The 21307-nt window shown below is 37.0% G+C and carries 19 protein-coding genes; 2 read left to right on the forward strand and 17 right to left on the reverse strand.

From position 1 onward, the window contains the following. Positions 1-718 precede the first annotated feature (718 nt). Positions 719-1201: a transcription/translation regulatory transformer protein RfaH gene (rfaH, locus tag AN393_RS16460; RefSeq protein ID WP_055018650.1), complete on the reverse strand. Its 483-nt coding sequence runs from the start codon at positions 1199-1201 to the stop codon at positions 719-721. 613 nt (positions 1202-1814) lie between these two features. Between rfaH and AN393_RS16465 the strand changes: the two genes are divergently transcribed. Further along, on the forward strand, positions 1815-3191 hold the full coding sequence (locus tag AN393_RS16465; protein WP_055018651.1) for an MBL fold metallo-hydrolase RNA specificity domain-containing protein: 1377 nt from the start codon (positions 1815-1817) through the stop codon (positions 3189-3191). Positions 3192-3382: 191 nt separating this feature from the next. Then, positions 3383-3676, forward strand: coding sequence for an REP-associated tyrosine transposase (locus AN393_RS16470; RefSeq protein ID WP_268796331.1), 294 nt, complete (start codon positions 3383-3385; stop codon positions 3674-3676). Positions 3677-3705: 29 nt separating this feature from the next. Here the strand turns inward: AN393_RS16470 and AN393_RS16475 are convergent, their stop codons facing one another. The 16 genes from AN393_RS16475 to rfbB form a co-directional block, all read right to left on the reverse strand. Further along, complete coding sequence (locus tag AN393_RS16475; RefSeq protein ID WP_055018653.1) at positions 3706-3903, reverse strand: hypothetical protein; 198 nt, start codon at positions 3901-3903, stop codon at positions 3706-3708. A 39-nt stretch (positions 3904-3942) separates the two neighbouring features. After that, positions 3943-5877 carry a nucleoside-diphosphate sugar epimerase/dehydratase gene (locus AN393_RS16480; protein ID WP_055018654.1) on the reverse strand — a complete coding sequence of 645 codons (1935 nt, stop codon included), beginning with the start codon at positions 5875-5877 and terminating at the stop codon, positions 3943-3945. Between the two features lie 160 nt (positions 5878-6037). Next, the gene (locus AN393_RS16485; RefSeq protein ID WP_055018655.1) at positions 6038-6586 is read right to left on the reverse strand and encodes a sugar transferase; all 549 of its coding nucleotides are present in this window, start codon (positions 6584-6586) and stop codon (positions 6038-6040) included. An 8-nt stretch (positions 6587-6594) separates the two neighbouring features. Next, a complete protein-coding gene (locus tag AN393_RS16490; RefSeq protein ID WP_055018656.1) occupies positions 6595-7512 on the reverse strand; it encodes an SDR family oxidoreductase in 918 nt (305 codons plus the stop codon). Continuing rightward, positions 7509-8648: a glycosyltransferase family 4 protein gene (locus AN393_RS16495; protein ID WP_055018657.1), complete on the reverse strand. Its 1140-nt coding sequence runs from the start codon at positions 8646-8648 to the stop codon at positions 7509-7511. Before AN393_RS16495 ends, AN393_RS16490 begins: the two co-directional genes overlap by 4 nt. A gap of 95 nt (positions 8649-8743) precedes the next feature. Then, the gene (locus AN393_RS16500) at positions 8744-9871 is read right to left on the reverse strand and encodes a glycosyltransferase (RefSeq protein ID WP_055018658.1); all 1128 of its coding nucleotides are present in this window, start codon (positions 9869-9871) and stop codon (positions 8744-8746) included. After that, positions 9871-10869, reverse strand: coding sequence for an EpsG family protein (locus AN393_RS16505; RefSeq protein ID WP_055018659.1), 999 nt, complete (start codon positions 10867-10869; stop codon positions 9871-9873). The genes AN393_RS16500 and AN393_RS16505 overlap by 1 nt, the downstream gene beginning before the upstream one ends. 13 nt (positions 10870-10882) lie before the next feature. Continuing rightward, the gene (locus tag AN393_RS16510) at positions 10883-11983 is read right to left on the reverse strand and encodes a glycosyltransferase (protein ID WP_055018660.1); all 1101 of its coding nucleotides are present in this window, start codon (positions 11981-11983) and stop codon (positions 10883-10885) included. Continuing rightward, positions 11973-13475, reverse strand: a complete 1503-nt coding sequence (locus AN393_RS16515) for a hypothetical protein (protein WP_055018661.1) — start codon at positions 13473-13475, stop codon at positions 11973-11975. The genes AN393_RS16510 and AN393_RS16515 overlap by 11 nt, the downstream gene beginning before the upstream one ends. Before the next feature lie 32 nt (positions 13476-13507). Further along, on the reverse strand, positions 13508-14779 hold the full coding sequence (locus tag AN393_RS16520) for a glycosyltransferase (protein ID WP_055018662.1): 1272 nt from the start codon (positions 14777-14779) through the stop codon (positions 13508-13510). After that, positions 14780-16195: a lipopolysaccharide biosynthesis protein gene (locus AN393_RS16525; protein ID WP_055018663.1), complete on the reverse strand. Its 1416-nt coding sequence runs from the start codon at positions 16193-16195 to the stop codon at positions 14780-14782. Next, on the reverse strand, positions 16192-17322 hold the full coding sequence (gene rffA, locus AN393_RS16530; protein WP_055018664.1) for a dTDP-4-amino-4,6-dideoxygalactose transaminase: 1131 nt from the start codon (positions 17320-17322) through the stop codon (positions 16192-16194). Before rffA ends, AN393_RS16525 begins: the two co-directional genes overlap by 4 nt. Then, positions 17319-18011 carry a CatB-related O-acetyltransferase gene (locus AN393_RS20745; RefSeq protein ID WP_082422772.1) on the reverse strand — a complete coding sequence of 231 codons (693 nt, stop codon included), beginning with the start codon at positions 18009-18011 and terminating at the stop codon, positions 17319-17321. Before AN393_RS20745 ends, rffA begins: the two co-directional genes overlap by 4 nt. Beyond that, positions 18008-19189 carry an ATP-grasp domain-containing protein gene (locus AN393_RS16540; RefSeq protein WP_055018665.1) on the reverse strand — a complete coding sequence of 394 codons (1182 nt, stop codon included), beginning with the start codon at positions 19187-19189 and terminating at the stop codon, positions 18008-18010. The genes AN393_RS20745 and AN393_RS16540 overlap by 4 nt, the downstream gene beginning before the upstream one ends. 81 nt (positions 19190-19270) lie before the next feature. Next, the gene (gene rfbA / locus AN393_RS16545) at positions 19271-20143 is read right to left on the reverse strand and encodes a glucose-1-phosphate thymidylyltransferase RfbA (RefSeq protein WP_055018666.1); all 873 of its coding nucleotides are present in this window, start codon (positions 20141-20143) and stop codon (positions 19271-19273) included. A 14-nt stretch (positions 20144-20157) separates the two neighbouring features. Next, positions 20158-21225 carry a dTDP-glucose 4,6-dehydratase gene (gene rfbB, locus AN393_RS16550; RefSeq protein WP_055018667.1) on the reverse strand — a complete coding sequence of 356 codons (1068 nt, stop codon included), beginning with the start codon at positions 21223-21225 and terminating at the stop codon, positions 20158-20160. Between the last annotated feature and the right edge of the window lie 82 nt (positions 21226-21307).

Consider the following 21307-nt stretch of genomic DNA (forward strand, 5'->3'; position numbering starts at 1 on the left):
TCTTAACCTCTTTGTGAATTAATGTTTTTATTTTTTGCACAAAGAGAAGCAAAAGAGGAATAAATGAGAAAACATATAAGTAGTAGCGAATATAAAACCCGTACAGGCGTGAAGCCTGCTCACGCAATTTTTTAAATACGTAAAAGCGTTGCTTTTAAAACGCCAGCAAGCTGTGCGTCTACAACACAATACACACCGTTCATAAAACCCGTACAGGCGTGAAGCTTGCTCACGCATTTTTTTAAATACGTAAAAGCGTTGCTTTTAAAACGCCAGCAAGCTGTGCGTCTACGAGTTATCTAGCCCTTCGGGCACGCTCCACGTTCCAGTTCGTCGCAGAGCTCCTCTCGCTCCAGCTTGAAAGCAAAACTTTTTGCTTGTCTAGCCCTTCGGGCACGCTCCACGTTCCAGTTCGTCGCAGAGCTCCTCTCGCTCCAGCTTGAAAGCAAAATTTTTTGCTTATCTAGCCCTTCGGGCACGCTTCACGTTCCAGTTCGTCGCAGAGCTCCTCTCGCTCCAGCTTGAAAGCAAAATTTTTTGCTTGTCTAGCCCTTTGGGCACGCTCCACGTTCCAGTTCGTCGCAGAGCTCCTCTCGCTCCAGCTTGAAAGCAAAACTTTTTGCTTGTCTAGCCCTTTGGGCACGCTTCCGCCCCTAGGTTGCAGTTCCTACGTACTGATGTTTAATCAATTTTAAGGTGTAAAGGGGCAGCTTAGCTTTTACTGCTTAATATCTTTATTATCGACACTTACTTCGATTTTTTGGTTAAGTAAGTTAATAAGTAAAATACTGCGCATGTCGCCGTCGGGCTCTTTGTATATTGCTGCAACGTTATTAAATGTATTGTTATGTACGCTTACTGTGTCGCCTGCTTTTGGTATTGTTGATTCGGCAGAGCTTGTGCGTTCGTATTTAAGTTGCTCTATTAGAGCTTCTGGTACTATTTGGTAACGGGTGCCATAAGATACAAAGCCATTTATGCCGCGCGTATTTTTTACAGCAGAAAAGTTACCGTTTTGAGACTCTAAGCAAATAAATAAGTAGTTTGGAAATAGAGCAGACTGTTTAACAGTTCGCCTGCCTTTGATGAGTTTTTCAGTGGTTAATTTTGGATAAAAAACTTCAATGCCTTGATTTAGTAAGTTGGTGGCTGCTCGCTCTTCTTGGCGAGGTTTACATGTAACTAAATACCAACTTTTCACAGCAATCCTTACTTCATACACAATTGCAACAAACACAACATTATTTTTAACAGCAACTGATTATAAACAATTTAAGTTTCTTAAGTAAATAGCCGTTTAAGGTAAATACGCACTTACTTTGTTAACAGCAGCCATTATATTTGTTGTAGCTATTGCTGTTTATATAATCTAAACCTAGCTTAAAATACGCGCTTAGGCTTACTATTTAAACGCGATATAAAGCCTAAGTGCGCCAGCAAGCAAAGCGCCTACAAGGCTACCCTATTTATAAATTAATAGCTTAAAAGGCTATTGCACAAGGAGAAGAAAAAGAGGAGTAAATGAGCAATGATTATGCAAAAGCAATTATATATTCTTACTACTCTATAACGCAGCGTCTCTTGTCCTCTTTGTGAATAAATCACTAAAATCCCATTGGGCAAAGATAAGTAAATCAATACTTACAAGTAGCAGCGAGTTTACCTCACGTTTAGCTTTATTATTTAAACGTCACATAATGCCTAAGAGTGTTACTAAGCAAGGCTCCTTCAATAACAATATACCTAAGTTTTGCTTAAATTACTGTTTAGCCCTACTTTTAACTTTACTCTTAAAAAACTAAATAAAGATACTTATGCAAATACTTCACCACGGAGCGGTAAATGGTGTAACAGGCTCGTGCCACGAGCTCGTTATTAATAGCCAAACCAGCATACTAATAGACTGCGGGCTTTTTCAGGGGGAAGACGCAAAAGATGATTTATCAATAGAGTTTAATGTTACGCACATTACTGCGCTTATTGTTACGCACTGCCATATTGACCACGTGGGGCGAATCCCCTATTTATTAGCAACGGGTTTTAAAGGCCCTATTTTTACTACGCTTGCCTCAGCTAGTTTGCTGCCACTCGTGATTGAAGATGCGTTAAAAGTAGGCGTTACCCGCGATACAAAAATTATAAATGCGTGCTTAAGTTTGTTAAACAAGCGTATTGTTGCCGTTAATTTTAATACTTGGTTTGCGCTACCTTGCGCCAACGAGCAAATAGCTAAAGCGCGCTTTCAGCGTGCTGGGCATATATTAGGCTCAGCTTATGTGGAAATAGACATAGGCATTAATACAAAGAGTAATAGAAGCCATAGAGTTGTGTTTTCGGGCGATTTAGGTGCGCCTTACACGCCGCTGTTACCGGCTCCAAAGCCTCCTTATAAAGCCGACACATTAGTTATAGAGTCAACCTACGGCGATAAAAACCATCAAGGCCGTAAAGAGCGCACTCAAACACTAAAAAACGTAATTGAACGCGCTGTTGCAGATAACGGTGTGGTGTTAGTGCCGGCATTTAGTATTGGCCGTACACAAGAGCTACTTTACGAGTTAGAACAGCTAATACATCAATCAGCTAAAGGATCGCCTTGGCGAAAAATTCATGTAATTTTAGACTCCCCCATGGCTGCCAATTTTACCGAGCAATATATTAAATTTAAACATTTATGGGATGCAGAGGCTAAACGTAAAGTAGCCAAAGGCCGGCATCCGCTAGATTTTGAAAACCTAACCACGGTTGATACCCATAGTGAACATATCGCCATTATTAATTATTTAGCGTCGCGCCAAACACCCGCCATTATTTTAGCTGCCAGTGGTATGTGCAGTGGTGGGCGAATAGTAAATTACCTAGAGCGCTTTTTAGGTGACAAAACAACCGATGTATTGTTTGTTGGCTACCAAGGCCGCGGTACATTGGGCCGCGATATACAAAAATATGGCCCCCGCAATGGCTATGTTTTTATAAACAATACACGCCTTACAATTAATGCACAGGTGCATACCATTAGCGGCTACAGCGCCCATGCCGATCAAAACGGGTTAGTTAAGTTTGTAACCGGCATGCGTAAAAAGCCAAGCCATATAAAAATTGTGCACGGCGATAATGAGGCAAAGCGCGCATTAGCAAGTAAGTATAAAGAGGTATTGGGCAGTGAGATTAAAATTGAGATAGGAACTTAATAGGCGTGAAGCTTGCTCGCGCGAAAAGGATACAAAAAGGAATAAAACTATATGGCTAACACGCATAAACTTTTAAAAGGTAGGTGCCCTACCATTAATGCTTTTTATTCCATAACTTTATGTTGCGATTTCCGTAAGCCATTGTTTGCTAATTATTTAAATGCCCGGTTGATAGCTAGAGAGCTTGTTTTATTTTCAAAAGTAATTCTCATAACACTATTTGCTTTGTAATTATGCCTGATCATATACGTTGGCTTTTTCAATTAAATCGTAGCTCAGAATTATCTAACCTTGTCAGAAAGTTTAAGAATATTACAACTTATAGGTTTAATAAGCATAACGGTACAAACGGGAAGATATGGCAAACAAATTATTATGACCACAAAATTAGAGGTGATGAAGATTTAATAGCTCAAGCTAGGTATATAGTAGCGAACCCTTTACGCGCAAAGTTAGTAGACAACATAGGAAAATATCCGTACTGAGGTTGTGTTTATTTGTAAAAGCTACGCTTTTAAACGCCAGCAAGCTGTGCTTCTACAACACAATATACACCGTTCATAAAACCCATGTAGGCGTGAAGCTTGCTCACGCAATTTGGTAAATATATAAAAAGCGATGCTTTTAGTGCGCCAGCAAGCAAGGTGCCTACAACACAATAAATATATACCAAACTTGAAAGTACATTTATACGTGAGGCTTGCTCAAACAAATAGGCTGCAAATTATTAAACTATTGCAGCCTAGCCATTTTAAGAGCCACTTACTTTGGGTAAAGCGGTAACATTGGTTTGGCTATTTTGCTTTTCTTGCCAGTTGAGGTCGCATATTCCGTCGGTAGGAGAAAATGCAGTGGGTGCTTGCAACAACAGTTTACGTATTAGGGGGTGGTCTGTATCATCACAAGCTGCTTTTAATTTGCCCAAAAATGGTTCTAGCTCATGCCATGGCATTTTTATCTCTTGTGCACTTAAAATTCTTGGGTGGTCAGTGCCAATAACATTGTCGCCAATAAGCAGCTCTTCAAATAACTTTTCGCCTGGGCGCAAACCTGTACATTTTATTTCTATATCACCATTTGGGCGCTTTTCGTGCTTAACTTCAAGCCCTGACAAATGAACCATTTTAGTTGCTAAGTCTTTAATTTTAACTGGCTCGCCCATATCTAGCACAAAAACATCGCCACCTACCCCCATGGCTCCTGCTTGAATAACAAGCTGAGCAGCTTCAGGTATGGTCATAAAGTAACGAGTAATGTCTTGGTGAGTTAAAGTAATTGGGCCACCCGCTTTAATTTGTTTTCTGAACAGTGGCACAACAGAGCCTGATGACCCTAATACATTACCAAAGCGTACCATTGTAAAACGTGTGGTATTTTGAACCTCAGACAACCCTTGCAGCACAAGTTCGGCCATGCGTTTTGTAGTGCCCATAATATTTGTTGGGCGCACGGCTTTATCGGTTGATATAAGAACAAACGTGTCTACCTTTGCATTTATTGCTGCCGTAGCTACGTTATAGGTGCCGTAAATATTATTGCGAACACCTTCAACTACGTTGTGCTCTACTAATGGAACATGCTTATAGGCAGCTGCATGGTAAACAGTTTGCACGTTAAAAGTTGAGAACGTTGATTGAACCAACTTTTTATTTTGTATTGAGCCTAATATTGGCAATACTTCTATATTTAAATTATTTGCGTTGCAGTACTCCGATAGCTCTTTCTCTATTGCATATAAAGCAAACTCCGAAAGCTCAAATAGTACAATTTTTGTAGGCTTATTTTTAACTATTTGCCTACACAGTTCAGAGCCGATTGAGCCACCAGCCCCTGTAACCATAACTACTTTGTTTTCTATATTTGCCGACATTAAATCTTGACGAGGCTGTACAGAGTCTCTACCTAGTAAATCGTCTATCTCTACATCTTTAACTTCGTCGAGGTTAGTCGTGCCCGAAACAATATCTGCCATCCCAGGTACGGTCATTACTTGTAGCTTGAACTTTTCTATTGCGTTAAGCACCTCTTTTCGACGGCTTCTTGAAGTGCTTGGCAAGGCAAGTAAAATTTTATTCGCACATTTTTGTTTGGCAATTTCGGCTATTTGTGAAGGTGCATGCACACATATACCCTGAATTAACGATAAATGCTTTTTAGGATCATCATCTATAAAAGCAACTGGCGAATACTCTGGGCCATTAGCTAATGCAGTTGCAAGTTGACGCCCCGCTGATCCCGCTCCGTATATAATAACCCCTTCTTTTCGACGCATTGTTATTTGCCCAACCACAGCGCGTACGGTTAGCCTTGCTCCACCTACAAATAAAATACAAAAGCTCGCGTATATAAACGGTACTGTACGCGGGACAGGTGCGCTTAAAAAGAAAGACAAAACGGTTAAGTAAACTGTAGAAAGTACTACACCAGCAATAATGGCCCACATAGCTTGTGTATTCATATAACGAAGCACGGCCCGGTATAAGCCAAGCTTAACAAAACTGAACAAGCTAAGGGGTAATACTGTTGCCAGTAGAATCCATGTGTGTGTATTTTTTAAAACAGCCGTGCTATCTAACCTTAGTAAAAAGGCGAGCCAAAAAGCGACAATAATAAAAATGCTATCTACAACAAGTGATACAACTCTTTTTTGGGGGCGAGGCAAGTTAACTAAGAATTTTAAAAACACAATACATTTCCCTGAAGCTAGCAGTGATACTGCTATTCTATTGATTACAATTTTACTACAAGATGAACAACTATTGCACTTAATAGTTAAAGACTATATGTAAAAGATTATATAGTCTTTATGTATTTGGTTACTTTTTGTAAATTTGTGTGTTATTTGGCTATTTTACCCTATCGCCACTGCCACTTCCTGTGACGGTTTGTAGTATATAAGTGAAGTAGTATTTTAGGTTAAGTGTGGCGATCATTTTTGCATCAGTTTCAGCTAGTAGTTCTGGAGTAGACATATCTATTTCGTTTACTTGTGCTAAACCTGTTATACCTGGGCGCACATCGTATATATTTTTAGCATCGCGAGCTTGTGTTAGCTCTTCTTGATTAAATAACCCTGGGCGAGGCCCAACTAAGCTCATCTCACCTTTAAGTACATTCCAAAGCTGCGGTAGTTCATCTAACTTTGTTTTACGTAAAAAGCCACCAAAGGGTGTAATAGACGCTGTACTAGCTAAGTGACTCGCTACAGAGGCTGTATCTACGGTCATTGTTCTAAATTTAACTAAAGTAAACGGGTTTTTATTACGGCCAACGCGCTCTTGCATAAAAAGTGGCGAGCCGGTATCAAATAGGCCAATAATATATAAAATAATTAAAAATGGCATAGTAAGTACCAAACCCACTAATGAAAACAAAATGTCGAGCGTACGAATCATTAATTAACCTATTTAATTTTTGCAGATAATTTAAAGCCATTTTCAACTGAGTATGGAGGTACCCAATTGAGTGTTTTTTTGGTGTGCGTGATATCAACTTGTAGTGACCCAATCAACCTATCAACAATTTGTTTTTTCCCTAATACTTTACCAGCGAGTGAAAATAACGTTGTTGGAATTGGGAGTGTTAAGTTTGACTTACCCTGCACCTTAGCCATTAATTGTACCATTTCGGCAGTAGAAAGGTCATGATCATCACTTACTAAAAACACTTGATTAGCCGCATTGGGGTGTTCAACACACACTTTTATAAGATCAACTAAATTATAAACAGATACTAAGCTTCTTTTATTGTTATTGATTGATCTAAAAGGTAGAGGAAAACCTTTATTAACTAAACGCATTAAAGATGCAAAGTTAGCCTTTACACCTTCTCCATATACTAAAGGTGGCCTTATTATTACTATTTCCATCCCCGTTTGTTGCCCTAAAGCGAGCAATTGCTGCTCAGCCTCTGCTTTTGAAATGCCATATGGATCTTCTGGGGCGCATTCTTGTTCATTAAAAGGCTTACGACCTGTCGTGCTTTCGCCATTTACTTTAATAGTACTGATAAATATAAATCGCTTTACACCTGCTTTAGCTGCTTGAGAAGCTAAATTTAAGGTTCCTTTTGTATTTACAGCTCTAAATTCATCTATTGGATTTGCTGAGTTATCATCCATTATATGTACGCGAGCGGCGCAATGAATAAACACTTTAACTTCACTTAAATCTAAATCTTGAACTGGGTTACTAAGATCAAAAAATTGATGTTTGTAGCTACCCGTAATTGGCTTGCGTCCTAATAACACGCACTCTTCGATGTTTATTTTTTTTAGTAGCTCTGTGCCAACAAAGCCACTATAACCAGTAATAGCGATCATAGTTTATTATCCAGCAATCCTTTATATATTTTGATGTGAGAATCCACTACAGCTTTAACATCAAACTCTTTTTCTGCAAATACTCTGGCTTTAATCCCCATTTCAATACGTTGTTCTGGGCTATTGATTAATTGAATAAATGCATTAGCAAGTGACTGCCCATCCATTGGGGGTACTGCGAGTCCTGTTTCGTTGTCTATAATTGCATCATTACAACCTGGGTTTGTAGTCGTTACTATAGCTCTACCACATGCTGCAGCTTCAATGAGTACTTTTGGTACTCCCTCACCATAAAATGATGGAAGAGAAACAATATTTACATCAGAGAAAATATTTGGAATGTCGCTGCGGTGGCCTAAATAGTCAATTATTCCCTCATCTACCCATTTATCGATTTCAGATTGCTTTATTGTATTTGGGTTTTCTAGGTCCGGCGTTCCTATAAGCAAAAACTGTGTATTAGGAAACTGGGTTTTAACCGCTTTAGCAGCCTCTATATATTGATAAACACCTTTTTCTCGTAATAAACGACATGCCATTGCGATTTTAATGTGCGGGCGGTTTATTTCAGGGATGTGATTATAAACAGATAAGTCAGCCCCAGAGCCTTTAATAAGCACTTTATCGCAAGCCTTAAGATTAGCGACTTCTGTTAGTATTTTTTCATCCGATCTATTTTGAAAGATAACGGTTTTATTTTTGTGCGCTAACGCAACTTTATATACCATGGATGCTATAAATTTAGTTAGCTTTGCTCTAAATGTACTTGCAGTAAATACATAGCCCAAGCCTGATATAGCAGCTACAAATGGTATTTTTTGTTTAATTGTTTTTAGTACTAACCCAGCGTATAAAACAGGCTTTATAGTTACTGCATGGATAACAGATGGCTGCTCTTGCTTTATTAAATTACGTATAGCTTTGAGTGTTTTAAATTCATTGCTTATACTGCCACCACTGCGGGTGAACGGTAGTTCAACAACGTTAAAGCCCATCTCTTTTAGCGCTTGCTTATGCTCGGTAAAATGACAAGCTATAGTGACTGAATATCCTTGCTTAAGCGCTTCTTGCGCTATAGGTAAGCGGTGTGAAATAAAGAACCAGTCCACATTAACTAAAAATAAAAGTTTAGGCATTAGCTCTATCCCTAAGTTGATAATTTGAAAAAGTTTTAATATTTTCTTACTCGTTTGAATTATATAAATACAGGTGCAGGTAATGAATAAATCAACTATTTTGACCAAGCTGCGTGGTAGTTATTAATCATTGAGTTAATACTGAAATTATCTTCAACCCTTTTTCTACATTCCTTTGAACGATTTAACCATTTTTCATTTTGTAATTCTTTTTCTTTAATAGCGCTAATAATAGCGTCAGCTAATTCATTATAATTTCTAGGGCTTACAACCCAACCCGTCGACTTTACAATAAGCCCTGCATCTCCAACGTTTGTTGTTACACATGGTGTTCCGCAAGCCATAGCCTCAGCTAAAACATTTGGAAACCCCTCACCAAAAGAGGAAGCTAAAACATTTATATCGAGAGCATTCATTATGTGAGGTATATCGGTTCTTTGACCTAAAAAAATAACTTCTTCTGTTAATTTTAAGTTATCAACCTGCTCAAATAAAATCTGATTATTTCTCTCTATTTCTCGCCCTATTAAAACGCATTTAAATTTATAACCAGCTTTTTTTACTAAGCTAAGCGCTTGTAATAAATTGTGATGATCTTTTTGTGGGTTATACCTGCCAATCATACCTAAAAGCAATTTAGATTGCTCAAGGCCAATACTATTACGGAATATACTTGCCCCAGCGTTATTGACTGTAAATAAATCTAAATCGTAGCCATTGCCAATGACTATCGACTTTGAACTATCGTAACCTAACTCCTCGTGGGTAGCTTTAGCCTGTTCCGCACAATAAATAATTTTTTTAGGGACCCATTTAGAAAGTATTGAGCAGGCTTTAGCGACCAGTACGAGCGCTTTTTTAGAGTGTTCTACTTCTATTGTTGAATGTCGCACATTCCAGTAAATTGATTTTGCTCGAGCTAACTTAGCAACTATCCCACCAATTAAATCGGCGTGATACATCCATGTCTGTATTACGTCTGCATTTTGCTGTTTAATTAATTTATACAAGTTAAATAAGCCATTAATAGAAACTCTTCCTGATGGCATATTGAGACAGTAAACACTAATCCCCTCAGCCTCCAATAAGTCAGCGTATTTACCCCTACCAATTAACGAAACCACAACATGTGTATTGTGCTTATCTCCTTTACAGAGCCTGTACAAAACGCCTTCTGCTCCACCATTTTCTAAACCTGTAGAAATATGAATAATTTTTTTCATTACAACCCTGTACCCCAGCCTAACCAAGGTTCTTTAAATCTGAGAATCCACGTTATTAACGTAAACGATATTATTAATCCAAAAAAGCAAAGCCTTCGCCACGAAGTTAAGCCTAAACTTGCTAATAGTACTATTACGACTGAGCTTTCGAAGATTCTCCCTGTCACCTCTATCAAAAAGTAGGTGGATAAATAAAAAGCTATTACACTCATAGCAAAAGCATTCTTTTTAGCGAATGTTCGCCCTTGCAAATAATACAAAGTAAAAACACATAACCATAAAACAAAACCCAAACCGCTGACCGAGCTGGCACTAAATTCATACACGCTTGCTTGCCTCGCCCCAACTGCACCAGCTAAAAAGCCCAGGCCCACCCCTATCGTTAAGCCGAATAAGATAATTGCTATTGTTCTTATGTCACTTGATAACTTTACATCTCTAAGAATGTGAGTAAAAACATATAAAAATAATATAAAAAAGAAACTAGCATGTATTAATGGAGTTAAAGCAAAAAAGAACCATCGCCACGAGCGCGATTGACAAAACCACCCCAGCAGAAATAGGCTGATAGCAAACCCTTGCCTAATATGCACAACATATTTAGTTATCACTTGCGGAAAAAGTAAAATAAAAACGAGAAAAAAGATGTACCTTGGATTTATCTTAAGTATTACGAACGCAGAGCTAAAAGCTGAAAAAAAGATTATTGTCGCTACAACTTGTTCTGGAGTTAAGAAGCGGCTAAATATGAAGTTTAACCCCAGCCACACAGGTTCGTTAAAAAAGCTAGAAATTACGCCGCTAGACCAGTACCTAACAAATATGATTTCTGGATTGCTTGCATATTCGATGTAATTTAGCCTGTCTTTTATAGTCACATCCATTGGTATGTAATTAGACAGCACTAATGCGTATAAAAATGCGAAAGTTAGTACCACTAAACTATAAATTAGCTTGGTGTTTCTATATTTTATTAGCTGTTTATCAATTGAAGTCATTCTACTAACCTAGTTAGATATTCTTTAAGAGTTTTGAATATTTTTTCATAACTTCTGACACTTTATTTTTTTTAGCCGTTTCCATTACCGCTTTAGAATCAAATTGAGTATTTAAACTTTTGTCTAAATAGGATACGAGGCTATCAATACTTTGATACTCTACAAGGTAGCCATTAATTCCTTGGTCTATAATTTCACGTGGACCACTAGGGCAATCGAAAGAAACGACAGGTGTACCTAAGGTAATAGATTCTACAAGTACATTAGGAAAACCTTCGTAAATTGAAGTTAGCAAGGTGACTTTAGCATTTAAATAATAGTCGAGCATGTGAGACTGAAAGCCTTCAAAGTCTATATTCCCACTGATCTTAAGCTGTTTCGCTAAACTTTTAAGCTCATTTTCGAGACTGCCTTGCCCTACTATTTTTAGCCGTAAATTTGGATAGCTTTTGTTTAATTGTGCAAACGCCTCTAATGCAAAATGGAAGGCCTTTTGTTTTTCCAAGCGCCCTACACACAAAATATAGTCCTGCTTGTTATTGTTTTCTTTATTGTGGTTTTCAGCATACTCTTCAACATGCTTAGCTACGGGATTTAATATTACACTGGTTTTGCCCTTTAATTCAGGAAACGTGGTTAATAAATCCTCTTGCATTGCTTCACACTGATTTATTACGTGATCTGCTTTGCAGAAATAATGTTGAATTAATGGATTAGCGATATATTTACGCCATAGCCCTTTACCTTGACCACTAGATTGAGAAAAAGTATTAATATTACGCGCGATGACTTTTATATTAAGTCTTAAAATACTTTTTAATAGTATAAGTAATACCGCTAGTTCATATTTAAATACTACTAATTTTTCTATTTTTGTTTTACGAATATACTTTAATAGCGGAATAATTGCATACCTTGCATTGGCTGCATTTAACGATATTAAATTTACGTTTTCGTTAACACGCTCTAGGTACGCTGCATTCTTTAAATGTAATACAATTAGGTCAACATCCCAGCCGCTTTGTGCTAATCCGTTTGCGACATTAACGCAAACACCTTCGGCTCCGCCTCCAGCTAAAGAGCTGACAAAAAGTGTTATTTTATTATCTTTCATTTAAATATCTGCATTTGTTTTTCCACATAGATAATAAGTAGAGTCGGTAAATTAATCTGCATGAAAGTTGCGAGTACTTTGTGTTTTTATCCATAGATTTTTTTAGTCTGAGAATAATGCGGTCGACTTCACTATGATTCCATAAAGAACATTTACTTATTTCAGTCGTAATAATATCCCAATTATTATTCACTATAGCTTTAGTGTCATAAGACCAGCCCATCTTACCTATTTCATCAGAGTCGATATTGATTTTCTCTTTTAATAAATCTCTTAAAATAAGCTTATTTTTAAAAGTATGACGATCAAATAAGTACTCTTCTGGCATGGCTGCAAAATATTCTGCAACCCGCTTAGTTGCAAAAGGGAGTACTATTTGTGCACCTAAGTAATCTGTAAAGTTAAATAATTTACGAATCATTTTTTCGCTAATTACTCGTGTAGAGTAAATATCAGATTTAAAATAAAATAAATCCCAACTCTTTCTCACATTTGACTCTTTCCTCCAGTACGCATAAGTCGATACTGTTTTTGGAAATACTTTTCGGCTATCTTTTAATGAAAATCCAGATTGGCCAAACCATTCAGCTGGTGTTCTAAGTAATGAACTATATTTATTTTCTGAATCTATAAACTTTCTAAAAAAAGAAAGCTTTGAGGTGTAATTACTGACTTTTGTTTTTAAGTTATCTTTAGCCGAAGGTGGGCTGATCATATGGCTGTCGTTGCCATCACCGAAAATTATATTGGCATTAAATAGTTCCGGTAGTTGCTTTGCATATAAAGGATACGCTAGACATAAGTTATCTACGCAAGGGAACGGTGCTTTTGTAAAATACTCTTCAATGTATTTTAAGTGCTCATTATTTAGCTCATCAACTTCGTTTAATACTTGATGTGAAAAACCCAATTTTTTAGCAATACTTTTACTAATTTGGCTTTCATCTAAATTACCCTTTGAGCAATGCGTAACCAATGTAACTTGATCTTGTAGGCCCGCTTCAGCAAGCGCAATAGCAATACTATTACTGTCCTTGCCTGCACTATGAAAGAGAAACGTTTTTTTGTTTTTATTTAATTTGCTTACTGTTTCTTCTGCTAAGAGTTTTACAATATCATCAAGATTAGGTTTTTTATAAGTATCAAAGTCAGCTCTTTTATTGGCCATAAAAGGAAATTCATGGCTGAAATCTATAACAATTTCATTATCTACAGTTTTTACCTCGGCTGTATCACCTATCCCTACAATAAAAACACCTTGGTAAGCTGTCATAGGTGGTGGAATGACACTACTTTGTAGCAAAAAAGAAATACCTTCATCTGATACTTTTAGAGGCTTTGTAACTCTTACATCATCAAACAATTCTGTTACAGAGTTAGAGTAAAGCAGGGTCTTTTTATCTTCAGATAAATATATGTATAGTGGTAACTCACCAGCTAAATCAGACGAAAGCTTTAAACATGGGTTACCTAGGCTGTATTTAGCAATCATTATATGACCCTTTCAAGATCTCTAAATTAAAATCACTTTTCATTTAATGCTCTAAAATCTTCAAATTGCGTCCTTCTTGGATGCTTTTTGTTATATTTCATATTAAACCTGTCAGCTGTTCTTGAGAGTAAATATATAAAGCGATTGTACTTAAAATTGCGTGTAGGCATTTCGATACTTTTTAAACTATCTAGTGACTGTTGACATGATTCATTTGTAAACTGCTCAATGCAATTTACATGTTTAGTTTTTAAATCTAGCCTTAACTTTGTAGGCATATCGATATAGTCGGCAATCATTTTTTCGACAGAGAATAGAGGTAAATCTAGGCCCTTGCGTGTATATTGATGCATGTAAACATCACAAAAGTAGCCATAAGTTTTGGGTTCAACAAAATTTTGGACACCTACAATAGAGGGGATACCGAGAGCAGCTGCTTGCACTATCGCTGTACCATCCCCAATAAACATATCGCTATTACTAACCACCTCATCAAACTTTGAATAATCCAATGTTCCTTTTAATTTTATAGAGTTAGAAACTTCAAATTTCAGTATTTTTTCTTTTAATTCATCGTATAGCGGGCCATTTCCATAAATATCAAACTCAATATTGTAGCCTTTATTAACTAAATTTTTTATAACTTGAATCATGTAAAAGTTATAGGTTTTAAACTCCACCAATCTACCAATAGCAACCAATTTTAATGGTTTACTTATATCACTAGATAAATGAACATCTTTTTTATCAACCACTCCTAGACTAAATGTATTCGACCTTTTAAATGACTTATTTCTAGTTTTTGCATACAAATCTCTACTCCCAGGGGAGAAAAACAGCAGAGATTGTTCCGGTAGATAATCGAAAATAAATTTTCGATTTATACGTTCATGCAGCGCCACTTTATTACCGCCCCATAAATACTTAATGTAATGGTAAAAGCCCACTGTGATAGGTATTTTTTTATCCATTAACCGGGCAAGCCTTTCGCCAAAGAGTAGCTGCATAGCATCGAAACCGTGAATTTGATCAACGCCTTCCATTATGACTTTTAATTTATTTTTATTTAATGGCGCGATAATTGATAGACGTGAACTTAAAGTCGGCTGGAATACAAAAATATCTTTCGCAAAATATACACTTGCGTATAACTTAGCTTCAGAAAGTAATTCATGATTACTTTGTTTAGGCTCCGATAAAAGTAAGATTGAGGTTTTTAGCCCTAGACGGGCTCTTTCTTTTGCCATACGCACAAAAAAAGTTTCGATTCCGCCAACCGACAATGAACTATAAATAAATAACATTTAATCTCTTCTTTTTAGATATTGCTTAATTGTTTGTAAGCTTGTTTCAATTCTTTGATAAAAAGTAACGCTTACAACAACAAATAAGCCGCCCCAAACAATGTTAAAATATGGCAAATTACCTTGGGTTAACAAACATATACAGGTTGCTACCGTGTACATGGTTAGTGCTATATAAATCTTCAAGCGTGGAAGTGATTGCCATGTTATCGCACTTGCTTCTGTTCTAATCAGGAAAAAAATAAAGAAAGAAATAACAGTTGCTAATGCAGCACCAGCAGCGCCATATATAGGAATTAAAAAATAGTTTAAAATTGCATTCGATAAAAATGCTATTAAAGATGCTAGCATTGCATATGAAGACTTACGCTTAATGCCAATACCGACCCCGGTAGTTTGTGACAACATATAGAATAAAGGCATAGATACACACGCTACTATTAAATATTCAATTGCCTTGTATTCACTAGGTAGAAAATAGGGAACAATAAAAGAGAGTATGCCTACAAGTGACCAAATTAAGCACACTAATAATAATATACTTTCTGTTACTGCTTGAATCTTACTATTGCTAACCCCTTGTTTAACCCATTTATATAAAGTCGGGTGCCATAGATTAGAAAAAACGGTTGAGATTACTGACACCGCTCCCGCTAAAGAAGCAGCTAGCGCATATACACCAAGTTCTTCGAAACCAACCATTCCCCTTAAAAAGAAGCGGTCCATTGTTGTTAACCCCCAGTAAGCCAGTCCCCCTGCAACTAAAGGAAGGCTGAATAACAACGTTTTCTTTAATAAAATGAGATCTGTATGACTTTTTAATGCACTGAACCAAGTTTTCTTTGTTATGAATAAAAAAATTAACAATGAAAATAATATGGCGTAGGTATTCATTTGCATTAAAGTAGTAAAGTTAGCTGATAGACTAAAGCTCATAATTAAGGCTATAAAAAATACGAAAAAGAGTTTAGGTGCGATTTTTGTTGCTGAAAACGCCAAGCCCCTTTCTTCCATTCTCAATAAGTGTGACAAGAAGTTAATCAAGAAGCTTGCAAAAACACCTATTATTAATAAACCAGTTAGTAACTTAGATTCAATTCCGAATAAAAGTGCTGATAATGAGAATGGTGCAACTAAAAAAACTATAGCTGTGAGCGATAATAGCACTAAACCAGGAAGCACGCTTACTCTGAACAAGGCTGCTTTATCTTCCTCTTCATGGTACTCTCTAACATAAGCTTGGTGCATTGCTAAGCTAAAAAAGGATACGGATAGGCTTAACACAACTTGCATCATTGTTAATTTCCCGACATCTTCTACAGAAAAAAACCACGCTACAAATGGAAGTGTAATCAGACCTAAACCTGCAGCTGCTATAGGGCCAATAGCAAAATGCAAGACTTTCTTTAAGTTCAAGCAAAAAACTCCGATACAGCACTAATAACTTGAGCCTGTTCATATGGCGAAATACCATAAAAAATAGGTAAACGAACTAATCTTTCACTCTCTTTTGTGGTGAATACATCACTGCCACTAAATACACTCGCTTGATTTCCCGCCGGCGAGCTATGCAATGGTACATAATGAAAAGCTGAAGAGATGTTACGAGTTTTCAAAAAATCAATAAATTGGTTTCGTATATTAATATTTGCAAGCTTAAGGTAGAACATATGTGCGTTGTGCTCACATTCAGCAGGTATATGAGGTAATTCGACATTATGTTCACTTTTTAGGTCTTTAAATGCTTCATAATATACTTGCCATGACTTCAAACGTGCATGGTTTATTTCATCTGCTCTTTCTAATTGCCCCCATAAGTATGCTGCTTGCAAATCGCTAGGTAAGAAGCTACTGCCTATATCGACCCAAGTATACTTATCTACTGCTCCACGAATAAATTTACTTCTATTCGTTCCTTTTTCCCTTATTATTTCTGCTCTTTCAGCGAATTTGGAGTTATTGATAATTAATAATCCTCCTTCACCGCCACTTGTATAGTTTTTAGTATCATGGAAACTAAATGCTCCAATATCACCTAAAGTCCCAAGCGGCTTACCTTTATAATAAGATCTTACTCCTTGTGCGGCGTCTTCTATTACATAGAGCCCATGCTGTTTTGCCAAGGCTAAAATTGTATCCATTTCACACGCTACACCAGCGTAATGAACAGGTACTATTGCTTTAGTTTTACTTGTTATAGCTGCTTCTATCAAAGACTCATCAATGTTCATAGTATCAGGCCTAATATCGACAAAAACGATCTTAGCGCCCCGTAACAAAAAAGCATTTGCAGTGCTAACAAATGTATAACTTGGCATTATAATTTCGTCACCAGGCTGAGTATCAATTAAAATAGCAGCCATCTCTAAAGCGTGCGTGCATGAAGGAGTCAACAGTGCTTTACTGCATTCTAAATCATCAACAAACCAAGCGTGGCAAAGTTTTGTAAATTTACCATCGCCAGATAGCTTACCTGCTTTCATAGCATCTAGTACGTACTGTTCTTCATTGCCAGTATAGGGAGTCTTGTTAAACTCAATCATTGTTGTGCCTTAAGTATACTTTTTAATTTTTCAATATCTGGTGCTTGGGAAATTATTGAATAGTTCTTTTGTATTTTATCTACAGACCAGTCCCACCACTTTAATTCAAGAAGTATCTCAATAATCTCTTGAGAAAAGCGGTATTTTATTACTCTTGCAGGACTACCTGCAACAATTGCATATGGTGGGACATCTTTAGTTACAACTGCATTTGCACCTATTACAGCACCATCTCCAACTGTAACTCCCCTAGTGATAACTGCCCCTGCCGCAATCCAAACATCACTGCCTATTTTGACCTGACTTTTATAGCGGTCATAAGCTACTGGTTCAGATACCGGGCGTATATCATCTGCAGGATTGTAAAGAAAAGAATGCTGAGTAACACGAGAGTAATCATGGTTTGCCCCACCAATAGATACATTCCACGAAATACTTGTGTAACTACCAATGACTGAATATAGAATCAAAGTGTTGCGCCCAGTGTAACTGTAGGACCCAATTTTGGAACCATCAATATGGTTGTTCCTATCTATTTTAACAGCGGTAAAGAGCTTAGAACTAGCTACTTTAGAAAAGTCTCCTACACTTACGTTTTCACTCAATTGTGACTTAATTACAGTAACACTATTGTAAAGCTTAACACTTTCATGTGTTAAGCTTTCAACTACTCTAGCATGACTGCTCATTTTACAACTAGCTCTATAGAAGATACTAATTCTTTTGCTAATGCTTCGGCTTCAGCACTGGTGTCAGATACAACAATTAAATGCCCTAATCTATCGGGGCCCACCTTAAATGCATTTACTTGATCACCTTCAGTTACATCAAGTTTCAACTCGACTAACATAGGATGGTTTTTGACCCTAGAGGGTATATTTATGCTTTCAACAATACCTTTTTTTTCTGAGAAAATTAATAATGATGCATTAGCCTGCCTAGAAGTTCTTTTTTGAATAGGCAATGAGTTAGCAGTTGCTAGCGCTATTAAGTACTCGTAAATATCAATTCCTTGGTAAAGAGAAATATTCTCTGGTAAACATGTGGCCCCCATCCTAGCGCCTATTTCTAAAATATAAACCTCATTACCACTTACCATTAGATCCACATTAGCAACTGTATTTTGTAAACCAATTGCTTTAACAGCTAATTTTATAACTTCTTCGCACTGAGTAATAACATTGCTCGATAATGTAACTGGTAATGAGTGCCCTATAGGAACACTGATGGGAGGTTGGGTTACTTCATCATTGTGAATAAAAACTTTATCAACCTTATCGCCGCAAATTAGTGCCTGTGCACCAATCTCATAGCCTTCAATAAATTGTTCAACAATAACCTTTGTTGACTGGGAAACTGCTAAGGCCTCATTAAAAGCCGATTCTATCTCGGCTATACTTTCAACCTTTGTAATACCTCTACTACCCGAAGAGTCGATAGCCTTTACCATTACAGGGTAGCCTATAGTGTTGGCTTCATTTTTTGCCTCTGCGATAGTATAAACTTCTTTATAATGAGCTGTTTTAACGTTGTGGCTGATAAAGCATTTTTTCATGAGAGCTTTATCCATACTTCTTTGAGAAGCTAAAAATCCAGTACCAGGCAAATTCAGTTTGTCGACGACATAACCTATTGATGGAACAGCGACATCAGTCCCAGTGGTAAGAATTCCATCAATCCCGTACTTAACGGCAGCTGCTAAAATGGCCTCTTTATCTCTAGTATCTGAATCTACAATATAGTCTGCAATTTCAAGTCCCGGATAGTTTCCTACTGGAGACACTACAATAGCAATATACCCTAACTCCTTAACTTTTTTTATTAGAGGAACTTGATATATCCCTGCACCCAATATCATAATTTTCATAGTTTATTCCAAGTAAACTTTTTACTGCTAAAGTGCTAATAAATACTTTAAAAAGTATATAGCCGAAAGAATGTATTCTTATTATTCAGTTAAAACACTTAAATAATGGCCATAACTATTTTTTTTAAACAATTCGGCACGCTCTTTAATTTGTTCCTTACTTAACCAGCCATTGTTGAAAGCTATTTCTTCTAAACACGCTATTTTGTAACCTTGCCTTTTTTCGATAGTTTCAACGAATTGAGCCGCTTCGAGTAAACTTTCATGTGTTCCTGTATCTAACCATGCAAAACCTCGGCCTAAGCGTTCAACATTTAACTTATTTTGGTTCAAATACATTTCATTTAGGCAAGTGATCTCTAGCTCACCTCGTTGAGAAGGCTCGACCTTTTTAGCCAGTTCAACTACAGTATTATCATAAAAATATAAACCAGTTACAGCAAAGTTAGATTTAGGTTCTAAGGGTTTTTCCTCTATGGAGATTGCTTTTTTGTTTCTGCTAAATTCGACAACTCCAAAGCGCTCGGGATCTTTCACTTGATACCCAAACACCGTAGCACCTAACCCATTCTTTGCATTTTCGACGGCGTTTTTCAATTTAGGTGTAAAGCCTTCCCCATAGAAAATATTATCGCCTAGTACTAAGCAAACATCGTCTTCACCGATGAACTCTTCACCTAAAATAAAAGCCTGTGCAAGTCCATCAGGACTAGGTTGAACTGTATAATTAAGCTCTATGCCAAATTGTGAGCCATCCCCTAATAAGCGCTTAAAAGAGTCTAAATCTTCATCTGTGGTTATGATTAAAATTTCTTTGATACCAGCGAGCATTAACACCGAAAGCGGGTAATAAATCATTGGTTTATCATAAATAGGAAGCAACTGCTTAGACACACCCATGGTAATTGGGTATAGGCGAGTACCTGAACCACCCGCTAAAATTATTCCTTTCATTACATAGCTCCTTTTTATAACTCGCCAAGACGTTCGCGCTGATACGATCCGTCTTGAACGTTTTTGCACCATTGCTGATTTGATAAGTACCACTCGATTGTTTTACGTAGCCCTGTTTCAAATGTCTCTACAGGTTCCCAATTAAGTTCTTTACTCATTTTTGATGAGTCAATCGCATAGCGCCTATCATGACCTGGGCGATCAGTTACATAAGTAATTTGATCAGCATATTTAGTTGCTTTAGGGACTAATGTATCTAATATACTGCAAATAGTTTGTACAACTTCGATATTCTGTTTTTCATTGTGGCCACCTATGTTGTAGGTTTCACCAACCACACCTTCGGTGACTACTTTATACAAGGCACGAGCATGGTCTTCTACGTATAACCAATCACGTATTTGGTCGCCTTTACCATAAATAGGCAAGTCTTTACCTTCTAGGGCATTAAGTATAACCAAAGGTATTAGTTTTTCAGGGAAGTGGTAAGGACCATAGTTGTTTGAACAGTTAGTGACAATGGTCGGAAAGCCATACGTACGCAGCCATGCTCGAACTAAATGATCACTCGACGCTTTACTTGCCGAATAAGGGCTACTTGGTGCGTAAGAAGTTCCCTCAGTAAATAATGGAAGTTCACCTTCTTGTTCATCAGGGTGTGGAAGATCGCCATATACCTCATCAGTTGAAATATGGTGAAACCTAAACGATTTTTTATCATCATCATTTAATGTATTCCAGTATTCACGAGCCGCTTCTAATAAATTGTAAGTGCCTACAATATTCGTTTGTATAAATTCGGCTGGCCCTGTGATTGAACGGTCAACATGACTTTCTGCAGCCAAATGCATTACTGCGTTTGGTTTATGAGAATTGAAAACCCGATCGAGCTCTGCGCGATTGCATATATCAACTTGTTCGAATATGTAACGACTATCATTTTCAACTAATTTTAATGATTCTAAATTCCCAGCATAAGTTAATTTATCGAGATTAATCACTGAGTCTTTAGTATTTTCTACGATATGGCGTATTACAGCTGAGCCTATAAAGCCTGCTCCACCCGTTATAAGTATTTTCACATTAATCCTATGTAGTAATAACCATTTTTACTGAGCTGTTAATAAGCTTTGTGGAAATAAGTAGACTTCACATGCTTCAAAA

The organism is Pseudoalteromonas sp. P1-25 (assembly GCF_001401805.1).
In the GTDB taxonomy this organism is placed as follows: Bacteria; Pseudomonadota; Gammaproteobacteria; order Enterobacterales; family Alteromonadaceae; genus Pseudoalteromonas.

What these genes read in the sequence shown, in the direction of transcription:
- AN393_RS16465 (WP_055018651.1), top strand. Translation starts at nt 1,815, where the DNA reads ATGCAAATACTTCACCACGGAGCGGTAAATGGTGTAACAGGCTCGTGC.
- AN393_RS16485 (WP_055018655.1), bottom strand. Translation starts at nt 6,586, where the DNA reads ATGATTCGTACGCTCGACATTTTGTTTTCATTAGTGGGTTTGGTACTT.
- AN393_RS16490 (WP_055018656.1), bottom strand. Translation starts at nt 7,512, where the DNA reads ATGATCGCTATTACTGGTTATAGTGGCTTTGTTGGCACAGAGCTACTA.
- AN393_RS16495 (WP_055018657.1), bottom strand. Translation starts at nt 8,648, where the DNA reads ATGCCTAAACTTTTATTTTTAGTTAATGTGGACTGGTTCTTTATTTCA.
- AN393_RS16500 (WP_055018658.1), bottom strand. Translation starts at nt 9,871, where the DNA reads ATGAAAAAAATTATTCATATTTCTACAGGTTTAGAAAATGGTGGAGCA.
- AN393_RS16505 (WP_055018659.1), bottom strand. Translation starts at nt 10,869, where the DNA reads ATGACTTCAATTGATAAACAGCTAATAAAATATAGAAACACCAAGCTA.
- AN393_RS16510 (WP_055018660.1), bottom strand. Translation starts at nt 11,983, where the DNA reads ATGAAAGATAATAAAATAACACTTTTTGTCAGCTCTTTAGCTGGAGGC.
- AN393_RS16515 (WP_055018661.1), bottom strand. Translation starts at nt 13,475, where the DNA reads ATGATTGCTAAATACAGCCTAGGTAACCCATGTTTAAAGCTTTCGTCT.
- AN393_RS16520 (WP_055018662.1), bottom strand. Translation starts at nt 14,779, where the DNA reads ATGTTATTTATTTATAGTTCATTGTCGGTTGGCGGAATCGAAACTTTT.
- rffA (WP_055018664.1), bottom strand. Translation starts at nt 17,322, where the DNA reads ATGATTGAGTTTAACAAGACTCCCTATACTGGCAATGAAGAACAGTAC.
- AN393_RS20745 (WP_082422772.1), bottom strand. Translation starts at nt 18,011, where the DNA reads ATGAGCAGTCATGCTAGAGTAGTTGAAAGCTTAACACATGAAAGTGTT.
- AN393_RS16540 (WP_055018665.1), bottom strand. Translation starts at nt 19,189, where the DNA reads ATGAAAATTATGATATTGGGTGCAGGGATATATCAAGTTCCTCTAATA.
- rfbA (WP_055018666.1), bottom strand. Translation starts at nt 20,143, where the DNA reads ATGAAAGGAATAATTTTAGCGGGTGGTTCAGGTACTCGCCTATACCCA.